This window comes from Streptomyces antimicrobicus, assembly GCF_020532625.1.
GTDB classification, from domain to species: domain Bacteria; phylum Actinomycetota; class Actinomycetes; order Streptomycetales; family Streptomycetaceae; genus Streptomyces; species Streptomyces antimicrobicus.
In genome coordinates this window covers 12,411-27,418 of the sequence record NZ_JAJAUY010000002.1, presented here as the reverse complement: position 1 = coordinate 27,418, position 15,008 = coordinate 12,411, and the positions used below count along the sequence as shown (strand labels likewise).

The window sequence follows — 15,008 nt, the reverse complement described above, 5'->3', positions numbered from 1 at the left end:
ACTGGTACGGCACGCTCGTCGCCGAGGGTCCGCGCCTGGCGGCCCAGGCAGGTGGAGCGGCTGTGAAGAGGGACGAGACGTGGACCGCCGAGGAGTACGGGCGTGCGCATGAGGGCCGTGTAGGGGTACTCCTGGCCGACGGTACGGTCCCGAGGCCGGTGTACTTCGACTCCAACTCCGGCGGGTCCGGTTGGGAGGTGACGCACTGGAGCGTCTACGACGGCCAGGGCCCCTACACCCCCCGGCCGCGGGCGCACTCCCTGCGCGGGGAGTGCTCCTGCGGGTGGACCGGCACTCCCCGCACCCTGGACCCCGCCCCCGCCGCCTTCGGCGATGAAGACGAGGACCAGGACGACGACGGGCGTGCGTTCCGCGAAGCGGGCATGCAGCAGGCGGAGGACTGCCGCGAGGACTGGGACGCCCACATCGCCACCGTCACCGAGTCCACCATCCCCCTCCCCGCCGAACTCGACACCCTCCTGCAGACCCTGAACACCCACCTCGAAGACCTCGCCGACACCTCACCCCTCGCCGCCCTGAAGGCCGCCCGCACCCTGGAGATCATGGCTCGGCGCAGCGCGTACCGGCCTGCCCGGGACGCACAGCGCCTCGATCCGGCAGAGGTGGCAGCCGGGCTCGGCCTCGACGAAGACGCCGCCGACGAACTGCTGGAGCGGTGCGTGAGCAGGAGCCGCTAGGAGCCACCTGCGCGCTACGTGATGGGTGAGCGGGTGGCCTCGTGAGCCGTGGGACGCCTTTGGGCTCTGTGAGTCGACTCGCGGAGCCCAAGGCGTCCGGAGCGGAACCGGTGGCGGGCTCTCCACTCCGCCGCGGCGAGGTCGCCGGGGCTTGGTGAGCGCGGTGGTCGAGGCCGCACATCGTATCTCTGCGACACCTGTTCAACCCGATGCTCGGCCAACTCCATCACTGCCTCTTGGCACGGGTCCTGTTCGATGAAGCGGCCGCTTCCCGACAGCGCCCCACCAAGCACGAACACGCACCGCGTGGAGCAGAACGGCGCAGCTTGTCCTGGGGCGCCGGGGGAGAGGACCATTCGGTCATGAGGCCCGAAGTGCAGGCGTTCGTTGCGGACGGACCGCTTCCCGACTGGGACGCGAGCGAGGAAGAGATCGACCGGCGTGAACGCCAGCTGACGGCGATCTCCCGCCCTGTCACGTCCGAAGAGGCCGCGGCTCTGGCCACGTGCTTCGGCCCCGACGACTGCTACGGCGCCGTCTGGACGCTCGTGCACCTGATCGAGACGGCTCCCGATCCGGTGCCGCCGTGGGAGGATCCGGGTCCGGAAGCCGGCGACTGGGCCGAGGTTCTGCGTGGGCGATGGGGCGGCCGACCCCCCACGGCTTGACGGCCGGCTCCTTGGTCCCTCATCCCGCCCGCCTCCCTCGCCGGGGCTTCCCGCCGCAGGGGGCCTCCATGTTCTTCGTCAAGCGTGTGGGTAACGTCGGCCCCGAAGTTCGAACTCCTGCGACGAGCTCGCTGAGGCCCGGACCTACCGGGCCGCCGTTGGTTCGGGTGGATGCCGTCGGGGCGGCGGGTGTGGCGCGTGGGCGGGGGCGGGGTGCGGCGCCAAGTGGGCCCCACCCCGCTGTTCTCCGCTCATTGCTTGCCGATGAGGACCCGGAAGAGGTCACCGTTCAGGACGCGCTCGGAGCCCTAGAAGCCGCTGCTCTTGCCGCCCCGTCTTGTTCATGTCGATGATGCCCCGTTTTATCTGTTACAGATGTGGCTGACCCGCCAGGCGGACTTGCCCGGCGGGCCGGCTGGTCGAAGAGATGTCCTCGGTCTGTGCTCGGCCCTGGCCTTGCGGCCTACTGTCCCTCGTCGGCGGCTGCCTTGCGGAGCTGATCGAAGTACGTCACGTAGGCGCTGAAGACCGGAGCCTTGGGTGCCGTGTCGTCGTACTTGAGCAGTGCCTCGTCATTGAGTGTGAGCGCGGACTGCGTGTAGGTGTGGCTCCCCGTATAGACGATCTTCTTGTCCTTGATGCCGTCGTAGCTGCCCTCCACGAGAAGGATCTTGTTGTGGGTGCTGGTGCCCAAAGGCCGCTTGGTGAGCGGGTCGATTCCATAGCGGCCGTCGTTGTCCAGCTGGTGCAGGGCGATCCGGCCCTTGCCGGTCGTCCTGGTCAGCCAGTCCGACACGCGAGGAGGACGCGGCTTGGTGTCATCGTCCGGGACGACGGTCCCCGGCTGCGTCGACGGAGGGGTTTTGGCTACGTTCCAGGTGTTGTCGAGCTGCCGGTAGACGACTTCGACGTGACAGCCGGCGTCGGCCAGCTTCCAGAGCATTTCGGCGACTCTGGGACGGTTGAAGTGTCCTTGTGCGACACGGATTTTCGTCCGGCCGTCCTTGGTGCCGGCGACGCCCGGGGTGTTGCCTCCGCAGTCGAGCTGGCCCGTGTCCTGGCCCGGTGCCGCCCTCCCCACGGTCTGCAGGATGCCGACGATCACGTCCTGTTCCTGCCTCGGGAAGAAGTAGACCTTGGCGTTGCCCGCCGCCGCGTCCTGCTCCCGAACGTCTGTGTCCTGTGGTCCGCCCTCTGCGGCCTTGGCCTGCCGGTCGAAGTACCTCACGTATGCGTCGTAGAGCGCCGCATTGTCGACGACCGTCATGGCATCGTTCCACCACTTCGTGTTGTCAACGGCCGTGAGGTTCCCGGAGGACTGCACCACCACGTTCTGCTTCAGCTCGGGCCCGCCGCCCGTGGTGCGGGAGAAGAGGAAGAACTTGTTGTGGTTGACGTTGGCGACGCCCGCCTCGTCCTTGGCGAGGCAGGCGTCTCCCTTGTTGCAGAACCGCAGCCATGAACCGTCGGCAGCGTTCGCGTTCAGGTGATCGGCAAGCAGTCGAGCGTACGAGGTGGTCGGGCTTTCGTCCGGCCCCGGCCCCTCCAAGCTCTCGCCGTCGAGGACCACCTGGACCGCGACGCCCCGGTCGTGCGCGGCCTTGAGAGTGGGGAGCAGATAGCCGGACTCGTACAAGTACAGGGAGATTCGAATGGTCTCGCCCTGCGGGGTGCCGTTGATGAGCCGTTCCAGATGCATCAGGATCCGGGACTGCTCGGCCCAGCTACCGGCGGGGTTGTTGAACACCGGGCCTGTCGACAGGGGAGGGAGGGGCGGGGGGTCGGCTGCCACCGCCGGGAGCGGGGCGGAAGCACCGAGGACGGCGACAGCGACGGCAGCCGTGGCGGCGCGGACGATATTGATCTTCATCACAGGGTGCAGCCTAGTTAATACCGAACACATGATCGGCGGCGAGGGGGCTGGACCAGTCTTGGACGGTCGGCAATCCGCACCACCCTGCGTGGGGACCGCGCAGCGCTGCTGACGCTGCTGCAGGTGAAAGCGATGCGGCCGGGCTCATCGCCTGGGAGGCCAACCTCGACTCCCTGGTCTGCCGGGCCCATCAGCACGCGGCCGGTGGCCGTCGGTGAACCGCCGCACGATCTCCGGGCGCGGGCGATGTCCGCGCAGGCCCGACAGGCCTGGCCGAGCCGGACCTCGTCGTCTTCACTCGACGACTCACGCCGCCACATGATCCACTACCCACGAGGCCGGGCGGGAGGTGGCGCTGGTGGCCCACCGTCCGGGGCGCCCCGGACGGTGAACGGCACCCGCCGCTGGCGCTCGTCTTCGCAGACGATGCGGCCGGATGCGAGGGAGGCCCGGTTGCGGGAGGTGGCCCGACGACGGCGGCGTCCGCCGGGCGAGTGCCGCTTCGGAGGTCGGCATCCGGCGGGCGCCGGTGCGCTGCGTCGTGTCCTCCTGCCGGCGCATGCGCCGTTCGCTGGTCCCTCGGCGATCGCGGGTCCGGGCTGGTGGGAAGCTACGGGAAAGGCCCCGCCCGTCACGCCCGGGGCCCTCGGATGCGGTCCTGCTCCAGGAGCGGTCACGCCCACTCCCACGCCCCCAACCCCCGCAGCACGGCTGTCTTGGTAACAGGGCTGGATTCTGCTGTCGAGGTCTGGGCTGGGGTTCGTCAGGCTGCGGGCCGGGTGGTCAGGTCGGATCCTTTGAGGTGATCAGTGATCAATGATCAGGTTCATTGATTGTTGGTAAATCTGTGTGAGCGGTCGTGGCTGTGCTGCTGGGAAGTCGGGGCGCCGGCATGCGCGGAGGCCGGGCATCAATTCAGCCAGGAGGGGTGGCCTGCCACAGGGAGGATGTTCCGGGCAGGACCTGGGCGGTCAGGCGGACGGCGAGGGCGGATCCCGAGCCGAAGCTGACCGTGGTGGCGATCAGACGGCATGTGTCCGCAAGGAGAGGGTCGTCGATCTGGATGAGCTCGCCGGTGCTGAGCCAGTAGTCGTCGTTGACGCTGAAGTGGACTTTCCGCGGAGTTCCGGGGTCGAGGTCGATGTCAGTGACGTTCTGCAGGAGGAGCGGGTTTCCGTAGAGGGCGAGTTGCCCGAAGACATCGCTGGCGGCGAGTTCCACGAGCTGGTCGGCGGCGTCGAAGGCATGGGCGAACTCCCGGGCTGGTCCGGTGAGCTTTTCGATCTCTTCGTCCAGCACGGTGCAGCGGTAGTGGTGCCGCAGCAGCACACGGTTGGGTTCGTGGGCATCGACGGCTGCGTCGGAGAGGCGTTGCCTGAGGCGCGCGCGTGTTTGAGTCAGCTCCTTGCGGCTTTTCTCGTCCAACGCCTGGCGGGCTGCTGCGAGCTGCTGCCACGGCTGGCTTGCCTGCAGCGCGGTGGCCAGGGCGCGGGCGCTTTCTCCGAGCGCGCGCACTTGGCTGGATGCCGCCTGCAGCGGGAGGGTGGCATGTGGAGGCAGATTCTGCATTTGGAGGCCGGCGGCGCGCTCGCCGGGTTGCCAGGTAAGGCGGCGCGTGTACTCGGTGGTGGTGAGCGCGGTACCAGGAGCGAGCTGCGGAGCGGGCAGCTGCGGATAGCCGGGCATGCGCGAACGCAGCCAGGCAATGGTGGTGCGGTGTGCAGACTCGATCCGTGCAGCTGCCTGTAGCCAGGCGTTCCACTGGTTCGGGTCGACCGGGGTGTCTGGGCCCAGATGGGGGACTGATTCGAACATGCGCGTTTCCCGGGTCAGGCGCATGGGCGTTCCGGCGATGTCGGCGCCAGCGGCTTGCAGGTGCTGCAGCCTGCCCGCCACTCCGCCGGTCCGGCCAGGCGAGTTGCGGGGCAGTTGGCGGGCGAACTCCTGCACGACTGGCAGGGCTGCCCAGGCGTCGGCTTGTTGCGTCACGGCTTGCCAGACATCTGGGTCGGTCATGGTGTGCTTCCGTTCGGTGAACCGGGCAGGGGGTATCAGGGCACAAGCCACGATTTTTTCGTGAGAGCTTCGATGGCTTCCCGGATTCGCTGAGCAGCCGTGGCGGCCGGTGGGGTGTCGAGCAGGTACTCCAGGGTCGTGGAGCCCCCGTGCTCTCCTTGCGGAAGGCTGGGGCCAGCCGGCGCTTCGGCAATGGAGACGCCGATCGCACGTTGATAGTCGACGGGTGTGTGCACGCCCAGTGCGTCCTGCCTCGGCTGACCGATGACAGCGTGAAGGCCGAGCGGGCCCACCTGGGCTCTCAGGCGTGTGACGTGACCGGGGGGCGCGATGCGCTCGATCATCTGGTTTGCCGCCGTGGCGGTCTGTTCGGTGTGCTGGGCCAGCACCTCTTGGGGACTCAAGCCTTTCACCGGGCGCAGCGGGGAGCCTGTGCGGTGGTCAAGGCAGGCGCGTAGTTCCTGGCGCCACAACCTTGTCGCAATTGCCAGGGGGCCGGCCTTCTGGTCGGCGACGGCTGCATGACAGGTGTGCGCGAGTTCGATACCGGAGGCCTCGTCGATCCAACCTGATCCAGCACGGGGAGCGAGCATTGCCAGCACCCTTCCGTCCCTCAGCCGGCTCATTACGACGGATGGCTCTTGGGCCGAGGAAAGGTAGTGGAGCAGAGAGGCGACCTCGGCGGGCGCCTCCTGGCCGAGCGGTCTGCGGTCATAGCGGGCCAACGCCACTGTGGTGAATGGCAGGTCACGGGCAACCAACCCTGCGGCTTCCTCGTTCACGCCTCCAATCTCTGCGTAGAACAGCATGCGCTGGTCGTCGCCGGCGAGGAGCCGTTCGGGAAGGGGTTCGGCGCCGTTGGCGTGCGCAGCTCCGGCGAGGTAGTCCGCGAACGAGTCGTGCATGGCGGCCACCGTCTGGTCCCATCCCAATGCAGTGATCAGCCCGCAGCGACGGGCCGCCTCGTGGAGGGCTGACGTGTCGGCTGGCAATCCCACGCTGTGAAGGGCGGATGTGTGGCTTCGTTCACGTTCAGCGACAGCGTTTGTCGATGAAATTCAGCAGCAGTTGAGCGTCCGCCTGTTGGTGAATGTTCACGAGAAGTGACGGCAGTGCTGTGTCTCCCAGACGGCGTGACGGGGATCCTGTCGCCCGGGTGCAGTTGCTCCTGAACCGGACGAGGGTGCGAGGATGCGTTCGTGGTGACAGATGCCGAGTGGGCTCGGATTCGGAGTGGGCTGCGTTTCGGGCAGGTTTTCGAGGGCACCGTCGTGCAGGTTCCCCAGCCCGGTGCGATCGGGATCTTCGTGGACATCGGCCTGAGCGTCGGAGGCTTCGTCGACGTCCTGCTGCTTCCGGAGCAGAGCGATGACTGGCCGGCGGAAGGCACCGTTGCGGATTTCGAGATCTGGTGGGCCGACAGTCGTCAGCAGATCCGACTGAAGCCGTCCGACTCACGGTATCTGCGGAGCGACTTCACAGACTTCGTGGGACGCGTCCGCCCCTATTGGTCATCCGAGGTCGGTCAGCCTGTTCGTGATCCCGGACCCCTGGCCCTCGATGAGATGCGGTCCTTGCTGCGATCTGATGGACCGCCGGCCAGCTCGCCATGAGGTCTGGTGAGGTGGCCGACTGTCGTGGCGGGAGCTAACTGGCCTCGGCTTCGGCGCGGGCCCGGGTGGACGCGAGGCGGTAGGAGTCGGTGCCGGTCTCGATGATGGTGCCGTTGAAAGTGAGTCGGTCGACGATGGCCGCGCAGAGGCGGGGGTCGGTGAAGGTCTTCGTCCAGCCGCCGAAGGACTCGTTCGAGGCGATGGCGACGCTGTTCTTCTCCTCGCGTTCGGTCAGAACCTTGGAAGAGGAGTTCGGCGCCGTGGCGGTCGAGTTCCATGTAGCCGAGTTCGTCGATGCAGAGCAGGTCGACGCGTCCGTAGCGGGCGCTGGTCTTGTTCAGCTGCTTCTCGTCGGCGGCTTCGACCAGCTCGTTGACGAGCTTCGTGGCCAGGGTGTAGCGGACGCGGTAGCCCTTCATGGCGGCCTCGGTGCCCAGGGCGATGAGCATGTGGGACTTGCCGGTGCCGGAGTCGCCGATCAGGCAGAGCGGCTGGCTCTTCTTGATCCATTCGCAGCTGGCGAGGGTGTGGATGGTTGCCGGGTCGATGTTGGGGTTGGCGTCGAAGTCGAAGGATCGCAGGGACTTCTCCGGGGGAAGCCGGCCGCCTTGATCCGCCTCTCCGACCGGCGACGAGCCCGGTCGTCGCACTCGGCCATCAGCAGCTCGGCGAGGAAGCCGCGGTAGGTCATCTGGTCCTTGGCCGCCGCGGATGCGATGTCGGGGAACTCGGCCCGGATCGTGGGCAGCCGCAGGAGGCGGCAGGCGGTGTCGATGGCGGCGTCGGCGGCCCGCTCGGTCATGTTCCGTTGGCGGGGCAGGGTCACTGGGCTTCTCCCTCATGGTGGGTGCTGCCACTGGTGCGGTGGCGGCGGAGCAACTGGTCATAGGGGGTCACCGAGGGCAGCGGCCTGGTGTCCGGCGGGAGGTGTGCGAGGCGCCACTCGTGCAGGGACGTGATGGTCGCCGACGGCTGGCTTGCCGGATGGGGATCACGCGGGGCGGAGGCGGGTTCTTCCTCGGTCTGGGCGGCTTTGCGGGCCTCCAGTGCGACGGCGTCCGCGGTCAGAGCGCCGGCTCGCAGGGCTGTGGCCAGCCCGGCGACCAGGTGTTCGTGCGCGATATGCCGGCCCAGCAGCAGCACCTCGATCAGTGCTCGGGTGCCGTCCCTCCAGAGCCTCCAGGTAGTGGTCCAGTTCCAGGCGGATTCCGCACTTGGCGATCAGACGCTCATGCCGGGCCACTTCCACGTTCTGGTCGTAAACCACCAGGTGAGAGGCGTGCAGCATGACCCGGACCTTCTTGCCGATCAAGCGGACGGGGACCGAGTAGCGGTTGGTGCGGACGGTGATCTGGCTGTAGCGGTCCACTCGCGGCGTGAACAGCCGACCCGTTTCGAACGGTTCGTCCGGCAGAGGCGCCAGCAGCGGCTGCTCGACGGCGAAGTACTCGTCGATCGTCCGGGGCCTTGCCCCGATGCGACGACGTCCGTCGTGCAGGTCCCACTGATCGACCAGCTCGTTCAGCTCGGCGAGCGAGCCGGCTTCCGGGACGGGCGTGAAGTGGTTGCGGCGGAAGTAGCCGATCTGCCCCTAGACCCCGCCCTTCTCGTGGGCGCCCTCGATGCCGGGGCGGCAGTAGAAGCTCTCGATGCCGAAATGGGAGCGGAACGCAATCCAGCGGTCCGTCTCCACCCGGGCCCGGCTGAGCCCCAGGACCTGGGCGACCGCGGACTTCAGGTTGTCGTAACGGACCTTGGTCTGCGGGACCCCTCCCAGCGTTTGGAGTGCGTGCACGTGGCCTTCGAAGAAGGCTTCCTGTCCGCAGGAGGCGAAGACGCGGTGGACGGCCTTGCCTGAGTAGGACAGACGGAAGGAGAACAAGTAGCAGGTGACCAGTTCGCCGGCCAGCCACACCTTGACGTCGCCAAAGTCGACTTCAGCCTCCATGCCGGGCTGGTGGGACTGAGGGACGAAAGCCTCCACCGGCGCTTTCCCGGACGCCGCCAGGATCTCGGGCTTCCCGTCGGCGACGTAGCGACGGACCATCTGGTACGAGATGTCCTCGGCCCCGTTCTCCTCGATGAGCCGGTGGAAGATCCGCGTGACTGTGTGCCGCTGCTTGCGCGGCGCATCCAGGTCCGCCCGCAGCATCTGGTCGATCACGAACTTGTACGGATCGATCGCGGTCGCACGCGGCGGGAGCTTCTTCCGTGGCTCCGGCCAGGCGGAGTTCATGGCCTTCCGCACAGTCCGGTACGTCACCCCGTACTTCCGCTCCAGGGCTCGCATCGACTCACCAGCGCGGTGGTCACGCCGGATCGCCGCATACAGCTCGACCTTCGACATCTGCGGCATGACCAGCACCTTTCACCAGGAGCATCCCGATGCTGCCCTGGCAAGAACCGCAGTGCTGTCAAAACTCGTGAACATCACCCGTCCGTGGATCGGGGTGCCTCCCAAACCCATGAACAACCGCTGTCGCTACCCATGAACAAAGCCAGATGTGGCTTGACTGAGCCGGCGGTGCCATTCGTAGACGTCTGCGTAGCGGCGACCCTCATTGAGCAGGCGGGCGAAGACGATGCCCAGCGCCGTACGCACAGCTGAGAGGCCGGATGCTCCGTTTCGCGCGGCCAGCTGTTCGATGAAGGCCCGATAGAGGTCTGCTCTGCCTTTCGGAGCCGACTGGTTGTCAAGGAGTGACAGAGCCATGGAGAACAGCAGAGGGTTGGCCGCTGCATCACCCAGCGTCTGTTCCAGAGGCACTACCACAGTGCGAGCCAACTGAGGCGGGCACGGCCTTCCGGCAGCCGCAGTTGCCTTTTCCACCAGCTCGACGCGCTGCTCATGCCCGAACCCCACCATCTGGTACGTGGCTGGAGACACACTGCTGGGCAGGATCTCGCGCAGTGCAGCCACATCGCGTCCCACCAGGACAAGTCGTGCCCCACGGCCGGAGGAGACGGGGGCCAGGAGCTCCTGGTGCAGGGCTCGGCGCATCGGTTCAGCGATCTCTGAGGCGCCGTCGATGGCTAGGGTAACGGTGTTGTCCGACAGGGCCTGCGCGCCGGTGGCCGTGGGGAACGCTTCTTCGAGCACCGCAGCGAGGCCATCAGCGGCAAGAGCGGCCATACGCCCGGGCAAGTAGCTCTCGGCGTGCACCATGATCACCACTTCACCGGATTCTGCGGCCTGTTGACGCAGAATGCGTAGCGCGGTTGACTTCCCTGTCCCCGTCCGGCCAGTAAGGAGCACTGGGCCGGCCCCACTGAGCAGTTCGCCCAGGTGCGTCCTCTGCCCTTCTCCCCATTCGTGCTGCCGAAAGAGCGAGGGGACTTGCACCTGGATGTCGGCGACCGAAGGCACGACCGCCTCCTGCACAACACGGCGCGCAGCTGCCTCCAGGTAGCTTGCCCGTGCAGTCGCCCACCGGTGTGCAGGAGACTGTTCAGCGGGGACGCCTAGAAGCGCCGCGATGACCTGGCGATCCATCTCGCGATGGCGTGGCTCGGGGTTGCTGGTGAAGTCGAACAGGGCACGGAACAAGCGGTCGACAGCCTTTGTTGCTTGTTCCTGCCGATCCTCGTCCGTGTGAGCTGAGGGCAGCATCGCGGCGACTTGACTCTCGGCACGTTTCAGGAGAGCACCGATGTTGGACGGGTCCTGACGGATCGTCGCCTTGCCTAGCGCTGTGTACACAGGGTCGTCGATGCCTGCACCGAGCAGTCGGGCGAGGTCATCGGTATCCCCTTCCGCCGCAGATCTCAGGGCCTGCTGGACGCGCTGGCCGCTCGGACCGAGTCGTCCATCCGTGAGGAACTCGAACGATGCATGCGCGGCCGCAGGGAGCACTGCCCAGCGTTTCAGCACGGTGAGCAGTGCTGACTCCCCCCACGTATAGTCGGTGGCGCGCACCTTGACTTGGATGGCGTGGCGCAGCGTTCCGTCACGTCCGAGCAGTTCGATGTCGACAGCGTCGTCGGTGCCCTCGACCCGCAGACCGCCCAGGTCGGGGTCCTCCAGGACCCCGACTGCCTGGAGCACACCCTGTGCCTGCTGGTACGCAATGCCTCGGACCGTGTCTACGCCGCTCACAGCCTTATGCTTCCACGCCCCTCTGACAAGCCGCGCAGCCGTTTCGGTTCGGCGCGGTACTGACGGCTGCCCCCACCCCTTGCGTGCGGCACCCAGCGCTCACCTCTCTGCGGATGCCGGTGACCGGCTGGCGCCGTCCGGATCCGGGGCGGTAGTGCTCCTGGCGGAGTTCGGGCGGTGGGTGACAACAACTTCGCGATCCTCAAGGTCGACGGCGTCACCGTCGCCCGGGGCGAGAGCAGGACCACGTACTGACCGCATCGGGCCCTGCATCGTCCTCAGGTGGCCGCCCCGGGCCGACGGACCTACGGGCCGGCTCGGTCGGGGAGTGTCCGCTCCTGCGTCGGGCTTCTGGAGTCTGCCGCTCGGCTTCGGGGGTAGGCTCCCTTCACCCACCCAGGACACCAGCGGGAGGCGGATCGTCATGGCGGAGCCGATGCATGAGGGCGGGCTCAAGCTGCCGCCCACCTACCCGCCCAAGTCGCCGCCCCCACCCAAGCGTCCGGTGGAGCCGCAGCGGCCCCACAGCGACGCCCCGCTGGCCACTGCTCGGCTGCTGCCCGCCGTGCCCGGGCCGGCCCGGATGAGCGTCCGCAACCGGCGGTCGGCGAACTGGACGCTCACCGCCGACAAGTGGGCCGCCCGCAAGGCGGCTCGCCACGTCACCGGGACCACCCGCTCCTGGGGCTACACATACCCGCAGGACGAGACCCTCGTCGTGGCCGTCCAGCGGCTCATCGCCGCCGTCCTCGCCGACGGTGGCAAGCGGCTCAGCCTCCACCTCGCCGACCAGGACGACCGGCTGCTCATCCTCGCCCTCAGCCACCGCCCCGACCCCGCACCCACCGTCGACGAGGCCCTGGCCGAGCTCGCGGCCATCGCCGGCGCCGTCAGCTGCGGCACCGACGCGGTAGCCGATGGACGGCGGGTCTGGGTGCTGCTGGACACGGCCGAGCCGCGGGCACGGACCAGCGCATGACGCCGGCCTACCCGCTCATGGTCGCCGCCTCGGCCCCATGAAGGCGGGTCTCCTCACCCACCTGCCAAGGGCGCGTCCGGAGGCGGACGGGCGCCCGGTCCGCCGCCCCGAACCCCGCTTGCGGGATCAGGGGGTTTCGGGGAGACAGGGGAAGCCGTGACCGCCGGACGGGTGGTGGGCGGCGACTTCGGCGGGATGATGTCCGGGCTGTCCCGGCGACCTCACCGATCATGGCACGCGTGCGCCCTCAGGATGTGGCGCTCCCGACCTGAAAGGTGTGGTGAAGGATGGCGAACACTCCCCGTACGAGGCTTTCCCGGTACCGGGTCGCAACGTGGGTGGGCGCGGCGACCCTGCTGGTCGCCGGCCCCGCCTGGGCCCAGCCGCGTGCCGTGGCCGCCGCGCCGTCGAACTCCGATCTGGAAGTGGTGCGCATCGACCCGGATCCCATGGCGCCGGGCGGCCGCACCGATCTGCACGCGTTCGTCGCCAACCTCGGCCCGGAGACGACCAACTCCTCACTGTTCATCACGGTCACCCTGCCGCCCCAGGTAAAGGTCGAGAGGCCGTTCTTCCCCGACACCTGCGAGCCGTACGCCGACGACCACCGGGTGCGCTGCGAGTTCGGCGCGGGGCTCAGGAAGGACCGCTCCGCCACCGCCCTGATCCCGCTCCGCATCGACTACGCCGCAGAACTGGGCACCTACAAGGGCACGTTCACGGTGCGCAGCGCGGACGACCGGAACGCACGGAACAACAGGACGGAGTTCGAGATCAGGGTCATCGACCAGGTCCCCGACCACTGACGGTGGAGCTGCGGCCCCTCAAACCTTGCCGCACCGGCGATCCTGCGCACCCGGTCACAGCGATCTCGTGGTGACCTCGCCCCGGCTCGACGGCTGCCGGCCTCGGCTGCGCGGGGACGTGCTCGCGATGCACGCCGTCACCCCCTTCCCGGGTACGCGATCGCCCCCAGGCGACCGCACCGACGCCGGTGGTGGAGGAAGGGGCCTGAATTCGCGGTGCATCCAGATCTCGGCTGACACGACCGTCACCCTCGCTGCGGGGGCCGACGGCGCGCCCGGCTCGCACGGCGCGACGACGACCAGCGGAGGGGCGGGCTCCGGCGGCCGTGGCGGCGCCATCGACGGCAGGACCTACGGCAGCGGTGGCGCAGCAGGCTCCGTCGGTGCCCCCCCAAGGAGCCGACGGACAGGACGGCAGCGACGGCGCAGTCCTTGCCCAGTACTGACAGACGACCGCCTCACCACGCCACTGCAAGAGTGCGCGTGGTGCGGCCGCCGAGCAGCGCGGCGGGAACACGAGCGCCGCCTCGGGGCCGTCCGCGACGCCGCAACAGCACGCACGGCAGGGACCACGGCGGGCAAGGCCTCGGCGGGCCGGGTGGAGCCGGGGTGGACGGTGAGGCACCCGGCCGCGGTGAGCAGGGCGGCGAGCAGCAGGGGCAGGCACGAGCGGTGAGGGGGCCGTGAGGGGAGGTCCCGGGATGGTGCTCGGACCGCCGCTGGAGCCGATGCTGGGCAGGCCGCCGAGATGCTGCCGGGCCCGGCCGCGCTGCGCGGCGGCGGCGTTCGAGCAGAAGCCGGACGGCCACCGGGCGTTGCTGTTCACCCGGCCGGCCCGGGTGGGCGGGTGCTGGTGCAGACCCGGCGGGGGTCGCTGGTCCAGGACCGTTGGCCGGACCTGGTGGCGGCCGCCGAGCAGCAGTTTGCGCCGACCACGGCCCGGCAGCCCGTCACGCTCCGGCTCCGCCTCGACTCCGGCTCCGCCTCGACTCCGGCTTCGTCCCGGGCGAGGTCCCGGCCGCGCGCTTCGCCCCCGTCACGGAGCAGCCGCGGCTTCCCCGTCGGCCGGATCGGGTGCCCGCAGCCAGACCTCCTCGGCGGGATCGAATTCGCTCGTGTTCATCGCCGGGGCCCGCAGGCCGAAGCCGCAGACGGCCAGGGGGCCTTCGGCCAGCGGATCCAGGCCGAAGCCCCGCTCGATGTCGACCTCGTTGACCGCCGAGGTCACGAAGGCGCCGAGGCCCAGTTCGGTCGCGCTCAGGTACAGGGTCTGCGACAGGTGTCCGCTGTCGAGGACCAGGGCGCGGTAGGCCTTGGCGTGCTGGCGGTACTTCCAGAAGCTGCGGGCGTAGCGGGGTGCGAGGACCGCCAGCACGGGGGCGTTGGAGAACCAGTGCTGGCCGGCCAGGGCGCGGCGCGCGAACTGCTCCAGCGGTTCGTCCGGGGCGGGCAGGGGCTCCAGGGCGTGGTCGACCGCGTGGTAGTGGTACAGGCCGGGGGCGAGGCCGTCGACGTTCTGCACGATCAGGTAGGCCTCGGTGGGGTGCAGGCCGCCCCCGGACGGCGTGTGCTTCTTGAGGAACACGGTGTCCTCGTCGACGCGCACCAGCGCCTGCGCGGCGAAGACGCGTTGCAGCATGTGGGCGCAGGTCGCCAGCGGCAGCGGACGCGTGCCGTCGAAGTTGCGGCAGGTCGCGCGGCGGGCGAGCAGCGCGTCGAACGCGTTGCCCTCGATGCGCGGCAGGGGCACCCGGTCCGGTGCGCCGCCGCGCTCGGGGGCGTGCGTGGGCGGCGGCCCGAGCTTGCGTCGCAGGTCGGCGGCGGTGGTCAGCTCGTTGGCTTCCATGCTGGTGACGCTGTCCATGCCCTGCCAGCGGGCGAGCCGGTGCGCCATCGCCGCGGGCGGCCACCAGTGGGCGGCGCGCAGCGCGTTGTCGCGTTCGCGGTGGGCGTCGTGCCGGCCGTCGTCGGCGATCACCAGCCCGCTGTCGGCCAGTTCGGCCACCAGGGCCGCATCGCCGGGGTCGAGCGATGCGGCGTCCAGCCATTCGCCTGGGCTCAGCCGTCCGAGCAACTCGCGCTGCTGCGCATCGACTTCGACCTCGGCGTCGAGGTGGGCGGCCAGGGCCAGCCAGCGTCGGGTGCGGCTCAGGCCGGCACCGCCGGTGAGCAGCGACTCCATATCGAAGGCCACGTCCTCGCGGGGCTCCAGGAACAGCACGGCACAACGGCGGATGCGCATGGGATCGTCCGTTTCAC

At 69.0% G+C, this 15,008-nt stretch carries 10 protein-coding genes and 2 pseudogenes; 5 read left to right on the top strand and 7 right to left on the bottom strand.

All coding sequences use genetic code 11. The annotated features are described in order from the left end of the window. The first annotated feature begins 62 nt into the window (after positions 1 to 62). Both LG632_RS00810 and LG632_RS00805 read left to right on the top strand, forming a co-directional pair. The gene (locus tag LG632_RS00810; protein WP_226724338.1) at positions 63 to 698 is read left to right on the top strand and encodes a hypothetical protein; all 636 of its coding nucleotides are present in this window, start codon (positions 63 to 65) and stop codon (positions 696 to 698) included. 362 nt (positions 699 to 1,060) lie between these two features. Then, positions 1,061 to 1,366 carry a hypothetical protein gene (locus LG632_RS00805; protein ID WP_226724337.1) on the top strand — a complete coding sequence of 102 codons (306 nt, stop codon included), beginning with the start codon at positions 1,061 to 1,063 and terminating at the stop codon, positions 1,364 to 1,366. Between the two features lie 463 nt (positions 1,367 to 1,829). Here LG632_RS00805 and LG632_RS00800 read toward each other — a convergent pair whose 3' ends face one another. From LG632_RS00800 to LG632_RS00790, 3 genes are all read right to left on the bottom strand, one after another. After that, positions 1,830 to 3,236, bottom strand: coding sequence for a phospholipase D-like domain-containing protein (locus tag LG632_RS00800; protein WP_226724408.1), 1,407 nt, complete (start codon positions 3,234 to 3,236; stop codon positions 1,830 to 1,832). Positions 3,237 to 4,154: 918 nt separating this feature from the next. Continuing rightward, positions 4,155 to 5,255, bottom strand: coding sequence for a hypothetical protein (locus LG632_RS00795; protein WP_226724336.1), 1,101 nt, complete (start codon positions 5,253 to 5,255; stop codon positions 4,155 to 4,157). A 35-nt stretch (positions 5,256 to 5,290) separates the two neighbouring features. Next, the gene (locus tag LG632_RS00790) at positions 5,291 to 6,160 is read right to left on the bottom strand and encodes a hypothetical protein (RefSeq protein ID WP_226724335.1); all 870 of its coding nucleotides are present in this window, start codon (positions 6,158 to 6,160) and stop codon (positions 5,291 to 5,293) included. A gap of 297 nt (positions 6,161 to 6,457) precedes the next feature. Here LG632_RS00790 and LG632_RS00785 point away from each other — a divergent pair, with 297 nt between their 5' ends. Continuing rightward, positions 6,458 to 6,868: a hypothetical protein gene (locus LG632_RS00785; RefSeq protein ID WP_226724334.1), complete on the top strand. Its 411-nt coding sequence runs from the start codon at positions 6,458 to 6,460 to the stop codon at positions 6,866 to 6,868. Between the two features lie 34 nt (positions 6,869 to 6,902). On the opposite strand, the pseudogene istB reads toward LG632_RS00785, so the two are convergent. The 3 genes and pseudogenes from istB to LG632_RS30420 form a co-directional block, all read right to left on the bottom strand. Then, a pseudogene (gene istB / locus LG632_RS00780) lies at positions 6,903 to 7,694 on the bottom strand (IS21-like element helper ATPase IstB). Continuing rightward, positions 7,691 to 9,224, bottom strand: a pseudogene (gene istA / locus LG632_RS00775) (IS21 family transposase). Before istA ends, istB begins: the two co-directional pseudogenes overlap by 4 nt. A gap of 126 nt (positions 9,225 to 9,350) precedes the next feature. After that, positions 9,351 to 10,964, bottom strand: coding sequence for an NACHT domain-containing protein (locus LG632_RS30420; protein WP_226724333.1), 1,614 nt, complete (start codon positions 10,962 to 10,964; stop codon positions 9,351 to 9,353). Positions 10,965 to 11,388: 424 nt separating this feature from the next. Between LG632_RS30420 and LG632_RS00765 the strand changes: the two genes are divergently transcribed. Together LG632_RS00765 and LG632_RS00760 are read left to right on the top strand one after the other, a co-directional pair. Further along, positions 11,389 to 11,943 carry a hypothetical protein gene (locus tag LG632_RS00765; RefSeq protein ID WP_226724332.1) on the top strand — a complete coding sequence of 185 codons (555 nt, stop codon included), beginning with the start codon at positions 11,389 to 11,391 and terminating at the stop codon, positions 11,941 to 11,943. Between the two features lie 287 nt (positions 11,944 to 12,230). Beyond that, positions 12,231 to 12,749, top strand: coding sequence for a COG1361 family protein (locus tag LG632_RS00760; protein ID WP_226724331.1), 519 nt, complete (start codon positions 12,231 to 12,233; stop codon positions 12,747 to 12,749). Between the two features lie 1,036 nt (positions 12,750 to 13,785). Here LG632_RS00760 and LG632_RS00755 read toward each other — a convergent pair. Beyond that, positions 13,786 to 14,991, bottom strand: a complete 1,206-nt coding sequence (locus tag LG632_RS00755; protein WP_226724330.1) for a putative peptide maturation dehydrogenase — start codon at positions 14,989 to 14,991, stop codon at positions 13,786 to 13,788. Between the last annotated feature and the right edge of the window lie 17 nt (positions 14,992 to 15,008).